This window comes from Streptomyces sp. CLV115 (assembly GCF_038448545.1).
GTDB lineage: Bacteria > Actinomycetota > Actinomycetes > Streptomycetales > Streptomycetaceae > Streptomyces > Streptomyces sanglieri.
This window is the reverse complement of sequence record NZ_JBCEWQ010000121.1, coordinates 1-15,592: the sequence shown is the minus strand read 5'-3', so window position 1 is coordinate 15,592 and position 15,592 is coordinate 1. Positions and strand designations below refer to the sequence as shown.

15 protein-coding genes are annotated in these 15,592 nt (G+C 73.0%); 8 read left to right on the top strand and 7 right to left on the bottom strand.

Annotated features, from left to right (window positions below; genetic code table 11):
* From AADR41_RS30885 to AADR41_RS30875, 3 genes are read right to left on the bottom strand one after another with little or no spacing between them, the layout of a single operon-like run.
* A complete protein-coding gene (locus AADR41_RS30885) occupies nucleotides 1-1,239 on the bottom strand; it encodes a sensor histidine kinase (protein WP_342284843.1) in 1,239 nt (412 codons plus the stop codon).
* 11 nt (nucleotides 1,240-1,250) lie between these two features.
* Nucleotides 1,251-1,973 carry an ABC transporter permease gene (locus AADR41_RS30880; RefSeq protein WP_342284841.1) on the bottom strand — a complete coding sequence of 241 codons (723 nt, stop codon included), beginning with the start codon at nucleotides 1,971-1,973 and terminating at the stop codon, nucleotides 1,251-1,253.
* Complete coding sequence (locus tag AADR41_RS30875) at nucleotides 1,973-2,920, bottom strand: ABC transporter ATP-binding protein (protein WP_446751132.1); 948 nt, start codon at nucleotides 2,918-2,920, stop codon at nucleotides 1,973-1,975. The genes AADR41_RS30880 and AADR41_RS30875 overlap by 1 nt, the downstream gene beginning before the upstream one ends.
* A gap of 275 nt (nucleotides 2,921-3,195) precedes the next feature.
* On the opposite strand from AADR41_RS30875, the gene AADR41_RS30870 reads away from it, so the two are divergent.
* The 3 genes from AADR41_RS30870 to AADR41_RS30860 all read left to right on the top strand — a co-directional run bounded on the left by AADR41_RS30870 (nucleotide 3,196) and on the right by AADR41_RS30860 (nucleotide 6,195).
* On the top strand, nucleotides 3,196-4,068 hold the full coding sequence (locus AADR41_RS30870; RefSeq protein WP_342284839.1) for a MaoC/PaaZ C-terminal domain-containing protein: 873 nt from the start codon (nucleotides 3,196-3,198) through the stop codon (nucleotides 4,066-4,068).
* A gap of 68 nt (nucleotides 4,069-4,136) precedes the next feature.
* Nucleotides 4,137-5,213, top strand: a complete 1,077-nt coding sequence (locus tag AADR41_RS30865) for a Zn-dependent alcohol dehydrogenase (protein ID WP_342284837.1) — start codon at nucleotides 4,137-4,139, stop codon at nucleotides 5,211-5,213.
* Between the two features lie 40 nt (nucleotides 5,214-5,253).
* Nucleotides 5,254-6,195, top strand: coding sequence for a 3-oxoacyl-ACP reductase (locus tag AADR41_RS30860; protein WP_259933564.1), 942 nt, complete (start codon nucleotides 5,254-5,256; stop codon nucleotides 6,193-6,195).
* Nucleotides 6,196-6,280: 85 nt separating this feature from the next.
* Here the strand turns inward: AADR41_RS30860 and AADR41_RS30855 are convergent, their stop codons facing one another.
* Nucleotides 6,281-6,448, bottom strand: coding sequence for a hypothetical protein (locus AADR41_RS30855; protein ID WP_342284835.1), 168 nt, complete (start codon nucleotides 6,446-6,448; stop codon nucleotides 6,281-6,283).
* A 123-nt stretch (nucleotides 6,449-6,571) separates the two neighbouring features.
* The gene (locus AADR41_RS30850; RefSeq protein WP_342284834.1) at nucleotides 6,572-7,894 is read right to left on the bottom strand and encodes a hypothetical protein; all 1,323 of its coding nucleotides are present in this window, start codon (nucleotides 7,892-7,894) and stop codon (nucleotides 6,572-6,574) included.
* Between the two features lie 199 nt (nucleotides 7,895-8,093).
* On the opposite strand from AADR41_RS30850, the gene AADR41_RS30845 reads away from it, so the two are divergent.
* The 4 genes from AADR41_RS30845 to AADR41_RS30830 all read left to right on the top strand — a co-directional run bounded on the left by AADR41_RS30845 (nucleotide 8,094) and on the right by AADR41_RS30830 (nucleotide 12,059).
* Complete coding sequence (locus tag AADR41_RS30845; RefSeq protein WP_342284833.1) at nucleotides 8,094-9,134, top strand: ABC transporter substrate-binding protein; 1,041 nt, start codon at nucleotides 8,094-8,096, stop codon at nucleotides 9,132-9,134.
* 83 nt (nucleotides 9,135-9,217) lie between these two features.
* Nucleotides 9,218-10,060 carry a Nif3-like dinuclear metal center hexameric protein gene (locus AADR41_RS30840; protein WP_342284831.1) on the top strand — a complete coding sequence of 281 codons (843 nt, stop codon included), beginning with the start codon at nucleotides 9,218-9,220 and terminating at the stop codon, nucleotides 10,058-10,060.
* Nucleotides 10,057-10,800 carry a zinc ribbon domain-containing protein gene (locus tag AADR41_RS30835; RefSeq protein ID WP_342284857.1) on the top strand — a complete coding sequence of 248 codons (744 nt, stop codon included), beginning with the start codon at nucleotides 10,057-10,059 and terminating at the stop codon, nucleotides 10,798-10,800. Before AADR41_RS30840 ends, AADR41_RS30835 begins: the two co-directional genes overlap by 4 nt.
* Nucleotides 10,800-12,059, top strand: a complete 1,260-nt coding sequence (locus AADR41_RS30830) for a bifunctional RNase H/acid phosphatase (RefSeq protein WP_342284830.1) — start codon at nucleotides 10,800-10,802, stop codon at nucleotides 12,057-12,059. The genes AADR41_RS30835 and AADR41_RS30830 overlap by 1 nt, the downstream gene beginning before the upstream one ends.
* A 76-nt stretch (nucleotides 12,060-12,135) precedes the next feature.
* Here AADR41_RS30830 and eda read toward each other — a convergent pair whose 3' ends face one another.
* Nucleotides 12,136-12,756 carry a bifunctional 4-hydroxy-2-oxoglutarate aldolase/2-dehydro-3-deoxy-phosphogluconate aldolase gene (gene eda / locus AADR41_RS30825; RefSeq protein WP_342284829.1) on the bottom strand — a complete coding sequence of 207 codons (621 nt, stop codon included), beginning with the start codon at nucleotides 12,754-12,756 and terminating at the stop codon, nucleotides 12,136-12,138.
* Between the two features lie 97 nt (nucleotides 12,757-12,853).
* Complete coding sequence (yaaA, locus tag AADR41_RS30820; RefSeq protein WP_342284828.1) at nucleotides 12,854-13,654, bottom strand: peroxide stress protein YaaA; 801 nt, start codon at nucleotides 13,652-13,654, stop codon at nucleotides 12,854-12,856.
* A 425-nt stretch (nucleotides 13,655-14,079) separates the two neighbouring features.
* On the opposite strand from yaaA, the gene AADR41_RS30815 reads away from it, so the two are divergent.
* Nucleotides 14,080-15,522: an RNB domain-containing ribonuclease gene (locus tag AADR41_RS30815; protein ID WP_342284827.1), complete on the top strand. Its 1,443-nt coding sequence runs from the start codon at nucleotides 14,080-14,082 to the stop codon at nucleotides 15,520-15,522.
* Nucleotides 15,523-15,592 lie beyond the last annotated feature (70 nt).

The window sequence follows — 15,592 nt, the reverse complement described above, 5'->3', positions numbered from 1 at the left end:
TCACCGTTCCAGCGTATGGCCCGGGGCGGGGCCGGGGACGGTCTCCTCGTCCGTCGGGCCCGGTCCGTCCACCGGCAGCTCCGCCGTGACCACGAAACCGCGATCCGGCGCCGGGCCCGCCCGGAGGCTGCCTCCCGACGCGGCCAGGCGCTCGGTGAGGCCGGTCAGCCCGGTGCCCCCGACACCGGGTGTGGCCGGGGCGTCCCGATCGGGGCCGCTGCCGTCGTCGGTGACCGTCAGCCGGACCCGTTCGGCCGTGCCGTCGAGCACGAACGAGCAGGTGGTCGCGTGGGAGTGGCGTACGACGTTGGTGACGGCCTCCCGTACCACCCAGCCCAGCAGGGCCTCGGTCTGCGGGGTGAGCGGTGATCCCGAGCGGCGGACCACCGGCTCGATCCCGGCGGCGGTCAGCGCCGAGCGGGCCCGGTCCAGTTCGGTGGCCAGGCTGCCCTCCCGGTAGCCGGTGACCGCCTCACGGATCTCGGTGAGGGCCTGCCGGCCGACGGACTCGATGTCGGCGACCTGGAGGAGCGCCGCGTCCATGTCGCGGGGCGCGAGCCGGCGGGCGGCCTCCGACTTGACCACGATCACGGAGAGCGTGTGGCCCAGCAGATCGTGCAGATCGCGCGAGAAGCGCAGCCGCTCCTTCTCGACGGCGGAGCGGGCCAGTTCCTGCCGGGTGGCGCGCAGCTCCATCACGGTCTCCGCGAGGGTGAGTATCGCGGCCGTCACCGCGCCCGAGATGAAAGTGCCGTAACCGATCGTCCACGGGTCCGAGCTGCCGCTGCCGCGCCACACCGCCACGGCGGTGGCGACCACGGCGAGCGTGAGCACGCCGACCGCCAGCTGCCGGTTGCGCAGGACGGCACCGCAGGCCAGCGAGAGCAACGGGAAGAACAGCAGCCAGCTCCCGCCGTAGCCGATCGCGAGCGCCAGGGTGACCGCGGTCATCGCGGCGAGCAGCCAGTACGACACCGGGCTCTCCCGCTTCCTCCGGTCGAAGCCGCGGAACACCACCGAGACGTAGAGGGAGTTGAAGGCGAGCAGCCCGAGACCGCCGAGCCAGGGGTTGGCCGCCTCGCCCTGGAAGAGATTGGAGAAGGAACCCAGGCCCATCAGCAGCCAGGGCAGCAGGGCGTACGGGCCGGGCGGGCCCGGGCGCCGCTCGCCGTCCCCCTTGCGCCGGCGCCACCGGCGCGGCCGCCCGCTCCCGGGCGTACCCGTTCGGTTCCTGGGCATGTCCACTCCTGTCACACGGTCCTCGCGGACCGACGGTACGAGATCACGGCGTACGTACCGAACAACAGGAGCCATCCGCACAGCACCGCGATGGTGCCGGCGCCCGGCGCGTGGCCCTCGGTGGTGGCCCAGCCCAGGTCGGCGAAGCGGTTGGCCGGGGTGAACCTGCCGATGGAGCGCAGCCACCCGGGCAGCAGGTCCAGCGGGAACCACAGCCCGCCGACGATCCCGAAGCCCATCAGACAGGCCACATTGACCACTCCGGTGCCCTGCGGGGTGAGCCGGTAGCCGTTGCCGAGGCCGAGCATGGTGAACGGCAGCGCGCCGATCCACAGCAGCAGCGCCAGCGCGATCCACTGCCAGGCCTCCAGCCGCACCCCGTTGAGCAGCCCGCCGGCCAGCAGCACCGTCACGATCGTCGGCAGCACCGTCACCGAGCCGCTGATCGCCCGGCCCACGACCGCCTGCGCGGGCGCGAGCGGGGTGACCCGCAGCTGCTCCAGCCAGCCGAGCGTCTTGTCGGAGGCGACCCCCGTACCGATCGACATGGCGGAGCCCAGCGCCCCGTACGCGGCCATGCCGACCATCGAGGCGGTCTTCCAGCCGTCGACGTCGTTGCCGCCGCCGATGTTGGTGAAGAGCAGGTACATCAGCACGGGCATCCCGGTCCCGAAGATCAGGAAGGAGCTGTCCCGCAGGGTCCGGCGGATTTCGAGCACGATGTAGCGGAACATCAGACGGTCTCCCTCTCGGAGTCGGACACGGGTGCCGCGGCGGGTGCGGTGAGGGAGAGGAACGCGTCCTCCAGTGTGACCCGGGAGACCTGGAGGCCGCGGATCGCGTCCAGGCGGGCCAGCTCCCGGACGGTGGCGTCCGAGTCGTCGGTGTGCAGCTGCGCCCGGTCCCCGGACACCTCCACGGTGACCACGCCGGGCAGCCGCTCCAGGCCCTCGGTCGGACGGCCCGCCAGATCGAAGGAGACGAGTCCGCGGCCGGCCGATCCGCGGATCATGTCGCCGGTGCCGTTCGCGACGATCCGGCCCCGGTCGATGACGACGATCCGGTCGGCGTTCTCGTCCGCCTCCTCCAGATAGTGGGTGGAGAACAGGACGGTGTTGCCGCGCCGGGCGTAGGCCCGCATCGAGTCCCAGAAAGTGCGGCGGGCCTCCACGTCCAGGGCGGCGGTCGGCTCGTCCAGGACGATCAGCTCCGGATTGCCGGCCAGCGCCACGGCGAAGCGGACGCGCTGGGTCTGGCCACCGGAGAGCTTGTCGACGCGCCGGTTCGCGTAGTCGCCCATCCCCGCCAGCGCGAGCGCCTCGGCGACCGGCATCGGCTCCGGATACGTCGAGGCGACGAAGTCGACCAGCTCGCGGACGGTGACCCGCTGGATGGGCCGCCCGTCCTGGAGCATGGCGCCGACCAGACCGTCCCGCACCGCGTGCTCCGCGTCCCGGTCCAGCACCCGTACCGTGCCCGAATCCGGCTGGTCGAGGCCGAGCAGCAGCCGGACGGTGCTGGACTTGCCCGCCCCGTTGCGGCCGAGCAGGGCGACGGTCTCGCCGCGGCCGATGGACAGATCGACCCCGTCCACGGCCCGTACGCTGCGCCCCGCCCGGCCGAAGGTCTTGACCACCCCGGTGAGTTCCACCGCGGCTCCGTTCCCCGTTGTCTGTTTCATGGGCATGACGTTACGGAGATCGGCCGGGCCCCGGCAGACAGGTGTGTACGGACTTCGCCATGACAAATGTCATGGCCGGGCCGCCGGTCGCCGAATGGATCTGACGCAGCGTCAGCATCGGTCTTCACAACTGCTGAGCGCTGCGTTATACATGGGTTCATCGGCTAGAACGCGTTCTAGAACGGGCGTGGTGGCCGGTCCCGCGCGACCTCGGTGCGGCCGACGGTGCGGACGGCCGCGCCGAGGTCTTCCCACCATCAAGGAGCAGCTCTCCCATGCCCATTGATGCCGAAAAGGCTCTCGCCGCCGAACCCCGCTCCACCCGGATCAGCTGGGGCCACAAGGACGTCCAGCTCTACCACCTCGGGATCGGCGCCGGCTTCGACCCCGACCGGGCCGATGCCGCGACCCACCCCGACGAACTGCGCTACACACTGGAGTCCCGGCTCCAGGTGCTGCCCTCCTTCGCCACCGTCGCGGGCGCCGGCGCGGGCGTCGTCGGCGGACTCTCCTCGCCCGGCATCGACATCGACCTCGCCGCCGTCCTGCACGGCGGGCAGAGCGTACGGGTGCACCGGCCGATCCCGGTGAGCGGCAGCGCCGTACAGACCTCGAAGGTCGCCGCGGTGTACGACAAGGGCAAGGCGGCCGTGCTGGTGCTGCGCACCGAGGCCGCCGACGAGGAGGGCCCGCTGTGGACCAACGACGCCCAGATCTACGTCCGGGGCGAGGGCGGCTTCGGCGGTGAACGCGGGCCCTCCGAACGGGTCGCCCGCCCCGAGGCCGCCCCGGACCACATCGTGCGGCGGCCCGTCCGCCCGGACCAGGCACTGCTCTACCGCCTGTCCGGGGACTGGAACCCGCTGCACGCCGACCCCGAATTCGCCGCGCTGGCCGGCTTCGACCGGCCGATCCTGCACGGACTGTGCACCTACGGCATGACGCTCAAGGCCGTCACCGACACGGTCCTGGGCGGCGATGTGACCCGGATCCGCTCCTGCCGCACCCGTTTCACCGGGATCGTCTTCCCCGGCGAGACCCTCCGCATCGAGATGTGGACCGCCGGGGACCAGGTACGGGTCGAGGTGAAGGCCGTGGAGCGGGACGACGCGCCTGTCCTCGGCGACACCTTCGTCGAACACTCCTGAACCGCCCCGGACCGACTCCAAGAGGCCCGCGGGCCCACGTTCCACCCGCCCATGAGGGGAGCCGCACCATGCGCGCAGCCGTACTGCACGAGATCGGCCAGGACAAACTCGAAGTACTCGACGACGTAGAGGCGGTGGGCTTCGGCCCCGGCAAGGTCAGGCTCCGTATCCGGGCCACCGGACTGTGCCACTCCGATGTCTCCGCGATGAGCGGGGTGCTGCCGCAGCCCGCCCCGTTCATCCCGGGCCACGAGGGGGCCGGCGAGGTCATGGACGTCGGCGACGGCGTCACCGGACTGAGCGCCGGGGACCGGGTGCTGGTCTGCTGGCTGCCCGCCTGCGGGACGTGCCCGTCCTGCAGGCGCGGCCAGACCCAGCTCTGCCTGGCCGGCTTCATGAACGCGGGCACCCCCAACTTCAAGCGCCCCGGCGGCGACGTGTTCGGCTTCGCGGGCACCGGAACCTTCACCGAGGAGGTCGTCGTCGGCGCGGGCTGCGCGGTGCCGATCCCCGACGACGTGCCGTTCGAGATCGCCGCGCTGATCGGCTGCGGGGTGACCACCGGACTCGGCGCCGCGATCAACACAGCGAAGGTGGAGGCCGGTTCGTCGGTCGCGGTGATCGGCTGCGGCGGCGTCGGCATCTCCACCGTCCAGGGCGCCAGGGTGCAGGGCGCCGCCCAGATCGTGGCCGTGGACCCGGTCGCCTCCCGGCGCGAGGCGGCGCTGCGGTTCGGCGCGACCGAGGCGGTGTCGCCCGACGAGTTCGCCGACGCCAAGCAGCGGGTCACCGCGGGCGAGGGCTTCGACTACGTCTTCGAGGTCGTCGGCAAGTCGGCCACCGCCCGCACGGCGTACGAGCACACCCGGCGCGGCGGCACCCTGTGCATCGTCGGCGCGGGCGCGATGGACGACAACTTCCAGGTCAACATGTTCGAGCTGTTCTTCGACGAGAAGCGGATCCTGCCCTCCATGTACGGGGGAGGCGACGTGCTCCGCTCGTACGAACGGGCCATCGCGCTCTGGCGGGCCGGCCGGATCGACCTCGAATCGATGATCACCCACCGGGTGCGGCTCGACGGGATCAACGACGCGCTCGACCAGATGCGGACCGGCGAGTCGCTGCGCACCTGCGTCGAGCTCTGATCCCTGCCCCGCCCCTCCCGAGAGGACTGGAGAGATTCCGATGTCACTTCCCCTGGACGGCATGTCCGCGATCGTCACCGGCGCCGGCCGCGGCCTCGGACGCGCCGAAGCGCTGGAACTGGCGGGGCTGGGCGCGGCCGTGGTCGTCAACGACTACGGGCAGCCGGGCCGCGACGGCTCCGGCGAGGCGTCCGCGACGCCCGCCGAGGAGGTCGCCGAGGAGATCCGGGCCGCGGGCGGCCGGGCGGTCGCGCACCTCGGCGACGTCTCCGACCACGAACAGGCCCGCGCCCTGGTGGAGCTGGCCGTCGACACCTACGGAAAGCTCGACATCCTGGTCAACAACGCGGGCATCCTGCGCGACCGGATGATCTTCTCGATGACCGAGGACGAGTGGGACTCGGTCATCAGGGTCCATCTCAAGGGTCACTTCAACACCACGCACTTCGCCGCCGCGCACTGGCGCACCCGCTCCAAGGAGTCCGGCGGACCGGTGCACGGACGGATCGTCAACACCTCGTCGGAGGCGTTCCTGGCAGGTTCGGCGGGCCAGCCGAACTACGCGGCGGCCAAGGGCGGCATCGTCGGCCTCACCACCTCCACGGCCCTGGCCCTGGCCAGGTACGGCGTCACCGCCAACGTCATCTGCCCGCGGGCCCGCACCAGGATGACCGAGGACGTCTTCGCGGGCTTCCAGGAACCGGCGGACGGCCGGCTCGACGCGCTCGCTCCCGAGCATGTCGCGCCGCTGGTCGGCTATCTGGCCTCCCCGGCCGCCGCCAAGGTCAACGGGCAGCTGCTCGTGGTGCACGGCGGGATGGTCGCGATCGTCGAACGCCCCAGGGTGGCGGCGAAGTTCGACTCGTCGAAGGAGACGTTCTCCTTCGACGAACTCGACGAGCTGATCTCTCCGTACTACGAGGACCGTCCGCCGAACGAGACCTTCGCCGCGGCCGAGGTGCTCGGCCTGAAGCGGGGCTGACCACCGCGTCGGGAAACGGGTGGGACCCGGCAGCCGTCCGGCCGCCGGGGCCCACCCGTCCCTCGTTCGTCGATGTTCCGCGCGGTCAGGCCGCCCGGCCGTCCACCTCGGAGGGGCGGCGGTGGCGGCCGTGCGGCTGTGCAGACGTGTCGTCCATCGACTCACCCCCTCGGTGCTTTCCGTAGCCGCCGGCTTCGGCCCGGTCGGCGTCCTCCGGACGCGTCTGGGTCGTGTCGGTTCGGGCTTCAGACATGATGGGAAGTCACCCCGTTGTGATCGCTTGCATGTGTGTCCCGGGGCCGATCACGCCGGCCGCGCCCCCGCACGGTCACCACCGGCGACCGTCGGACACGACTGCGTGGCCCGGACCCAGATTTTAACCAGGCACCATGCGCCCCGTGAGAGGCGCCTGCCCCAGTGGAACCGGCTTGCACACGGGTAGAGGCACGGCGCCGCCGGACGGTTGCATACCGCTTCCCGCGCCGCGTCCCGACGACGGCCACCCGCCGGGTTCCTCGTCCGCCGGTGCCTCCAGCAGGGCCACGCCGCACGCCACGGCCCCGTCCGCGTACGGGAGTCTGAGCACACCGTCCCGGGTCCACACGCCGCGTCCGGCCCGCCACCCCGCGGGCGCGGCGTGTTGATGCAGCCGGCGTCCGGCCGGACGCCACACCCCGACCCACCTGCCCGCCGAGCCGTCGATCCGCAGCGCCACCGCGCAGCTCTCCGGCATCAGCATCTGGCCCGGCTGCACGGCGAACGGCGTCACCGCCGCATCGGCCGGGCGCAGGCACTCCGGGAAGCGCACCGGCAGGCAGCTGCCGAGCACCCCCCACCCCAGCCGGTCGTGCCCCGGCGCGTCCGAACGGATCATCAGCAGTCCGCTGTCCGGGTCGGCGAGCAGCAGCCGGTCGTTGCTGTCCGGGGCGATCTGCAGCAGCGGCGTCACCTCGCCGCCGCGCTCCAGGTCCACGGCGACCGCCTTGACCGGGCCGCCGCCCGGCATCTCCCGGTCCAGGGCCAGCATCCGGCCCGCCCGGTCCAGCCAGACACCGCCGGAGCAGCGCCCCGGAACCTCCGCGGCCAGCTCGGGTCCGAAGGCGCCGCCCGAAACCCGCCAGACGGAGGTGGCGCGCGGACTGGCCGACAGCGCGTACGCGCTCACGCCGTCCGGCGACGGCGGCAGCAGGGCCAGCTCCGCGCATTCGACCGTGCCGAGCGGGAGTTCGCCGGTCCCCGGGCCGGTCGGATAGAGCAGCGACACCGTGTGCCGGTCCGCCACCCGGCGCCGGATCAGCACCCGCCCGTCGGCCAGCGGCAGCACCTCGGAGTCCGGCTCCTCCGGCTGGTCCAGGGGGAGCGGCACGGCGTACGGCTCGTGCCCGTCGAGCGTCCAGCGCTCCACGAACCATGCCCCGCCCGCCCCACCGGACGGGTCCGCCGTCACCTGCGCGAGCGCGAGCCGGGCCGCGTACGAGCCGTCCGCGGAGAGCGTGAACGCGGGCGCGACGGGAGACGGGCCGGCGAGCGCGACGGGAGACGTCCCCGGGGGCGCTCCGCCCGGTCCGCCGGGGCCTTCCGGCGGATCGTCCGGCGAGCTGTCCCCCAGGACCGTTTCTCCGGTGTTCCCGGCGCCCTCGGCGTCCGGGAAGGCCCCGGACGCCTCCGCGGTCTCGTTCTCGATGGCACAGGCAGTCATGGACTGATCACCTCCGGCAACCGAAGGTAGTTTTCGCACTTCCTGCCGAACAACGCGAGCCCCGCCTCTTCACACATAAGGGTGGCGATGCCCTGATTCGCCTGAGAAGGAGGGGGTGACTGTGCTGGGCACAAGGAGGATGCGTAAGGTTAGGCATCCCTAAGCAATACCTGTGTGACCCTTACAAATGGAGCAAGTGATGTCCCTTCGTCGCCGCGGTACCGCCGCAGTCGGCCTGGCGGTGGCCGCCGCCCTCTCCCTCTCGGCCTGCGGGAGCGACGACGGCAAGTCGGACGGTTCGGCCAAGTCGGAGGGTGGCGACAAGAAGGCCGCCGTCGCCACGGGCGGCAAGGACTTCGGCGACGCCGCGAAGAAGACGGCGGCGTACGGGACGGACGCCAAGGCGGGCCAGTTCCCCCGGACCCTCACCCACGCCATGGGCAAGACGGAGCTCAAGTCCGCCCCCAAGCGCGTCGTCGTGCTGGACGTCGGCGAGTTCGACAACGTCGTGTCGCTGGGTGTGAAGCCGGTCGGCTACGCCCCCTCCGAGGGCGACGCGGCCATCCCCTCGTACCTGAAGAAGGACGCGGGCAACCCGAAGAACGTCGGCACGATCAACAACCTCAACCTTGAGGCGATCGCCGGCCTGAAGCCCGACCTGATCCTCGGCAGCCAGCTGCGCGCCGCCGACAAGTACGACGCGCTCTCCAAGATCGCGCCGACCGTGTTCTCCATCCGCCCGGGCTTCACCTGGAAGGAGAACTACCTCCTCAATGCCGCGGCGCTGGACAGGACCGCCAAGGCCGAGAGCGAGCTCGGCGCCTACGAGGCGAAGGCGAAGAAGCTCGGCGAGGACATCGGCCCGGACAAGCCGACCATCTCCATGGTCCGCTACCTGCCGGACCGCATCCGCCTCTACGCCAAGGCGTCCTTCATCGGCACGATCCTCGACGACGCCGGTCTGCCGCGGCCCAAGAACCAGCAGATCGACGACCTTGCCGCGGAGATCAGCCCGGAGAAGATCGACGAGGCCGACGCCGACTGGATCTTCACCGGTGTCTACGGCGACGTGAAGGCCACCAAGCGGGACACCACGCAGGCCAACCCGCTGTGGAAGAACCTCAAGGCCGTCAAGGAGGGCCGGGCCAAGAACGTCTCCGACGAGACCTGGTACCTCGGCCTCGGTGTCACGGCCGCGGACCTGGTCCTCGACGACCTCCGCGCCGACCTCGTGAAGTAACCGTCACCGAGCAGAATGTGGCGGTCCGCACGGACCGCCACAGCCATGGGCGGCGGGGCACACAGGGCAGGTAGCCTTTGCTTGTGCCCCGTCTGTCTGATGTCCTCGCCGAGCTCGACGCTCTCTGGCCGCCCGAGCGGGCCGAAGGCTGGGACGCGGTCGGCACCGTCTGCGGAGACCCCGACGCCGTCGTCGACCGCGTGCTCTTCGCCGTCGACCCCGTCCACGAGATCGCCGACGAGGCGATCCGGCTCGGCGCCCGGCTGATCGTCACCCACCACCCCCTCTACCTGCGGGGTACGACGACCGTCGCGGCCGACACCTTCAAGGGCCGGGTCGTGCACACCCTCATCAAGCACGACATCGCGCTGCACGTCGCGCACACCAACGCCGATACCGCGGACCCGGGCGTCTCCGACGCCCTGGCCGGCGCCCTCGACCTGCGCGTCGAGGGGCCCCTCGTACCGGACCCGTCCGACCCGAAGGGGCGGCGCGGCCTCGGCCGGATCTGCGTGCTCGACCACCCCGAGACCCTGGCCGAGTTCGCCGCCCGCGCGGCAGCCCGGCTGCCCGCCACCGCGCAGGGCATCCGGCTCGCCGGCGACCCCGCGGCGACGGTGCGCACCGTCGCGGTCAGCGGCGGCTCCGGCGACAGCCTCTTCGACGCGGTGCGCGCCGCGGGGGTCGACGCCTTTCTCACCGCCGACCTGCGCCACCACCCGGCCTCCGAAGCCGTCCAGCACTCCCCGCTCGGCCTGATCGACGCCGCCCACTGGGCCACCGAATGGCCCTGGTGCGAACAGGCCGCGGCGCAGCTGGACGCGATTTCCGACCGCCACGGATGGGACCTTCGGGTCCATGTCTCGAAGCAGGTCACCGACCCCTGGACCACCACCACCCACCACTCTTCTGGAGCCCCCAACTGAACGCCGCGCCCGCCGACCAGATCCGACTCCTCGACGTCCAGGCCCTCGACGTACGCCTGTCGCAGCTCGCGCACCGGCGCAAGTCGCTGCCCGAGCACGCCGAGATCGAGTCGCTCACCAGCGACCTCTCGCAACTGCGCGACCTGCTGGTCGCCTCGCAGACCGAGGAGAGCGACACCGCCCGCGAGCAGACCAAGGCCGAGCAGGACGTCGACCAGGTGCGCCAGCGCTCCGCCCGCGACCAGCAGCGTCTCGACTCCGGCGCGGTCACCTCGCCGAAGGACCTGGAGAGCCTCCAGCGCGAGATCGCCTCGCTCGCCAAGCGCCAGGGCGACCTGGAGGACGTCGTCCTTGAAGTGATGGAGCGCCGCGAGTCCGCCCAGGAGCGTGTCACCGAGCTGTCCGACCGGGTCTCCGCCGTCCAGGCCAAGGCCGACGACGCGACCGCCCGCCGCGACGCCGCGACCGAGGAGCTCGACGAGCAGGCCGCGACCGTCACCAAGGAGCGCGAGGTCGTCGCCGGTTCCGTCCCCGCGGACCTGCTGAAGCTGTACGACAAGCTCCGCGCCCAGCAGGGCGGGGTCGGCGCCGCCCGCCTCTACCAGCGCCGCTGCGAGGGCTGCCGCCTCGAACTGAACATCACCGAGGTCAACGACGTGAAGGCGGCGTCCCCGGACACCGTCCTGCGCTGCGAGAACTGCCACCGCATCCTGGTCCGCACCTCGGAGTCGGGCCTGTAATGCCCCAGCCGCGCCAGTTCGTCATCGAGGCCGACGGCGGATCCCGGGGCAACCCCGGGCCCGCCGGTTACGGAGCGGTGGTCATCGATCCGGCGACGGGGGAGACCCTCGCCGAGGCGGCCGAGTACATCGGCGTCGCGACGAACAACGTCGCCGAGTACAAGGGCCTCATCGCGGGCCTGAGGGCGGCGAAGGCGCTGGTGCCGGACGCCTCGGCGGACGGCGCGCTCCAGGTGCGGGTCCGGATGGACTCCAAGCTGGTCGTCGAACAGATGTCGGGCCGCTGGAAGATCAAGCACCCCGACATGAAGCCGCTCGCGGCGGAGGCCGCCAGGATCCTGCCGGCCTCCGCCGTCACGTACGAGTGGATCCCGCGCGAGAAGAACAAGCACGCGGACCGGCTCGCCAACGAGGCGATGGACGCGGGCAAGCGCGGCAGGCAGTGGGAGCCGTCGGCGTCGACGGCCTCCCTCGACACCCCCCGGACCTCGGCGGCCTCGGCCCTGCCGCCGGTCTCCGGCCCGCCCGGTGACGCGGCGGCGGGTGCGGCGAAGGCCCGCGCGGCCCTGGCCTCCCGGCCGGCCGCGGCCTCCCCGGCGGCCCCGCAGGTCGGCTGGGGCGTGGCGCCCGATCTCGGGGCGCCCGCCACCTTCGTACTGCTCCGGCACGGCGAGACCGCCCTCACCCCGGAGAAGCGGTTCTCCGGCAGCGGTGGCAGCGACCCCGAGCTCTCGGCGGCCGGCCGCCACCAGGCCGAGCGCATCGCCCGTTCGCTGGCCGACCGCGGCACGGTCGAGGAGATCGTCAGCTCCCCGCTGCGCCGCTGCCGCGAGACGGCGGCCGCGGTGGCGGCCCGGCTCGGTCTGGAGGTCCGGATCGAGGAGGGCCTGCGCGAGACGGACTTCGGTGCCTGGGAAGGGCTGACGTTCGCCGAGGTACGGGAGCGGTACGGCGCCGACCTGGACGCCTGGCTGGCCTCCGCGAAGGTGGCCCCCACCGGCGGCGGCGAGAGCTTCGCCGAGGTCGCCCGCCGCGTCTCGGCCACCCGCGACCGCCTCACCACCCGCTACGCGGGCCGCACGGTCCTGCTGGTCACCCATGTGACGCCGATCAAGACCCTGGTCCGGCTGGCGCTCGGCGCCCCGCCGGAGGCCATGTTCCGGATGGAACTCTCGGCGGCCTCGGTCTCCGCGGTGGCGTACTACGCGGACGGCAACGCGTCGGTGAGGCTGCTGAACGACACGTCACACCTGCGGTAGGGGCGGAGCCCCGGTTCCGGGAAGCGGGGAAGCGGGGCGAGGCCGGGAGACAACTGCGCCGCAGGCGGCGGTGGAATCAGCCGCGCAGCGCCGCCGCCTCGCTCGCCAGCCGCTCCACCCGCGCCCAGTCCTTCGCCGCGACCGCATCGGCCGGGACCATCCAACTCCCGCCCACACAGCCCACGTTGGGCAGCGCCAGGTAGGACGGCGCCGAGGCGAGCGAGATGCCGCCGGTCGGGCAGAACCGGGCCTGCGGAAGCGGCGCGGAGAGTGCCTTCAGGTACGCCGTGCCGCCGGCCGCCTCGGCCGGGAAGAACTTCATCTCGGTGACCCCGCGCTCCAGCAGCGCGACCACCTCGGACGTCGTGGAGACGCCCGGCAGGAACGGCACCCCCGAGGCCTTCATCGCGTCCAGCAGCCGGTCCGTCCAGCCGGGGCTGACCAGGAACCGGGCGCCCGCGGCGACGGTGTCGGAGACGTTCCGCCCGGAGATCACGGTGCCGGCACCGACCACCGCGTCCGGCACCTCGGCCGCGATCGCCCCGATCGCGTCCAGTGCCGCGGCGGTGCGCAGCGTCACCTCGATGGCCGGGAGGCCGCCCGCGACCAGGGCCCGGGCGAGCGGCACCGCGTCGGCGGCGTCCTCCAGGACGACTACGGGCACAACGGGGGCGAGGTCCAGCACAGAGGAGGTCATGCGCTCATCTTGCCGCGCCGAACGCACCGTACGCAACGAGCGTTGCGCATGATGCAACGCGTGCGATTCGGCGGCCCGCCGTGAGGAGGCCGTCGGCTCAGTGGATCTCCGTCACCACCACATCGATCGACCACGCCCGCCCGGCCCGCGCCGGAACCTCGGCCTCCACCGTGTACCCGAGCTCGCGCAGGGCCTCCACCAGCTCCGCGGGCCCCTTCGGCCGCGCGCCCGAGACCAGCAGATCGCGGACCAGCCGCCCCTTCGTCGCCTTGTTGAAGTGGCTGACCACCGACCGCTTCTCGACCCCGTCCACCAGCTGGGAGTGCAGCACCCGCACGCTCGCCGTGCGCTCCGCCACCTCGCCCTTCGGCTTCCACGCAGCGGTGTACGCGGAGGACCGCAGGTCCAGGACCAGCCCGTCGCCGGCCGCCTCCGGCATCACCCGCGCCATCGGGTCACGCCAGTACGCCCCGAGCGCGCCCAGCCCCGGCAGCTTCACGCCCATCGAGCAGCGGTACGACGGAATCCGGTCGCCCACCCGCACGGCGCCCCACAGCCCGGAGAAGACCAGCAGCGACTTCCCGGCCCGCCGCCTGGCCGCGGCGTCCAGGGAGGCCAGGCCCAGCGCGTCGTACAGCACTCCCGTGTAGATCTCCCCGGCCGGACGCGTCCCGGCCGTCCGGAGCTCCACGTTCTTCGCGATCTCGCCGCGCAGCCCCTCGCTCAGCCCGAGCACCTCGCGGGCCTTCTCCTCGTCCGCCGTGCACAGCTCGACCAGCTCGTCGAGCACCGCCGCCCGCGCCTCGGCCAGGCCGGGCAGCGACAGCGACTCCGGCTTCAGGGGAGCACCGCGCCCCGAGGCGGCCTTTCCTTCGGAGGGCGGCAACAGCACGAGCACGGCGGTTCTCCTTCGTACGCACGGTCGGGGGCGGGACCGGTTCCCCCGCGCCAGCGTACGGGGACGGCGGGCCCACCCGGGCCGCCGCCCGGCCACGCCGCCACTTGGCCGCGCCGTCGCCGGCCGCGTCGCCCGGGATGCCCGGGCCGCTGTCCGGCCGCGCCGCCTTCCGCGCCACCATCCGGCCGCTCGGTCACGGCGATGCCGGCGGGGCCGCGCCGCCTTCCGCGCCACCATCCGGGCGTCCGGTCACGGCGATGCCGGCGGGGCCGCGCCGCCTTCCGCGCCGCCATCCGGGCGTACGGGCCGCCGCCCGGCCACGCCGTCTCCCGCACCACCACCCGGCCACGCCGCCACCCCGGCCGCTGTCCGGGCGGGCCACCGCCCGGGATGCCGCCCGCCCCGCCCCGACCTACGCTCGGTCCATGCCCCGCCGCCATCTCCGCATGACCGGGCCGGCCGACACCCCGCTGAGGGCGTCCCTGCGCGAACTGCGCACCGAGCTCGGCCTCCCGCACGACTTCCCGGCCGAGGTCCTCGCCGAAGCGGCACAGGCGGCGAAGGACCCGGCGGTATCGGCCCACGAGGACGCGACGGACCTGCCGTTCCTCACCATCGACCCGCCCACCTCGACCGACCTCGACCAGGCCATGCACCTCGAACGCCGCCGGCACGGCTACCGGGTGCACTACGCCATCGCCGACGTCGCCGCCTTCGTACGTCCCGGCGGAGCGCTCGACACCGAGGCCCACCGCCGGGTGACGACCTTCTACTTCCCCGACGGCAGGGTGCCGCTCCACCCCACCCTGCTCTCCGAGGGCGCCGCCAGCCTCCTGCCGGGGCAGACCCGCCCCGCCGCGCTCTGGCGGATCGACCTCGACACCGAGGGCGGGGTCGTCGCCACCTCGGTGCGCCGGGCCCTCGTCCGCAGCCGCGCCAAACTCGACTACGCGGGCGTCCAGCGGCAGATCGACACCGGCACCGCCGAGGAGTCCCTCGCCCTGCTCCGCGACATCGGACGGCTCCGCGAGGAGCAGGAGGTCGCCCGCGGCGGCATTTCCCTCAATGTGCCCGAGCAGCAGATCGTCGCGCACGACGGCACGTACGGCCTCGAATTCCGCGCCCCGCTGCCCGCCGACGGCTGGAACGCCCAGCTCTCCCTGCTGACCGGCATGGCCGCCGCCCACCTCATGGCCGAGACCGGCACCGGCATCCTGCGCACGCTGCCGGTCGCCCCGGACGGCGCCGTGGCCCGGCTGCGCCGCTCGGCCGACGCACTGCACATCGACTGGCCGCACCACGTCCCGTACGCCCAGGTCGTCCGCTCCCTCGACCCGAACAGGGCCGACCACGCCGCGTTTCTCCAGGAGTGCACCACCCTGCTGCGCGGCGCCGGCTACACCGTCTTCGACCACGGCGAACTCCCCACCCCCGCCGTCCACGCCGCCGTCGCCGACCTCTACACGCACTGCACCGCCCCGCTGCGCCGCCTGGTGGACCGGTACGCGGCCGAGTTGTGCCTGGCCGCCGTCGCCGAACGGGAACCGCCGGAGTGGGTACGCGCCGCACTGCCCGGCCTGCCGAAGGAGATGGCGGACGGCACCGGACGCGCCAACACCGTCGAGCGCGAGTGCGTCGACCTGGTCGAGGCCGCGCTGCTCAAGGACCGGATCGGCGAGATCTTCGACGCGTACGTCGTCGACGTGGCGGACCAGGAACCCACCACCGGCACCGTCCACATCGACGACCCGGCGGTGGTCGCCCGGATCGACGGCGGCGACACGAAACTCCCGCTGGGGGAGCGGCTGCGGGTCAGGCTGACCAGGGCGGACCCCGGCTCGTCGAAGGTGCTCTTCGCCCCCGCGTGAGGCATGAGGCGTGCGGCGTGAGGGTGCCGGGTGCCCCTGGCCCAGGCACTCGGCCCTGGCTCCCCCCGGC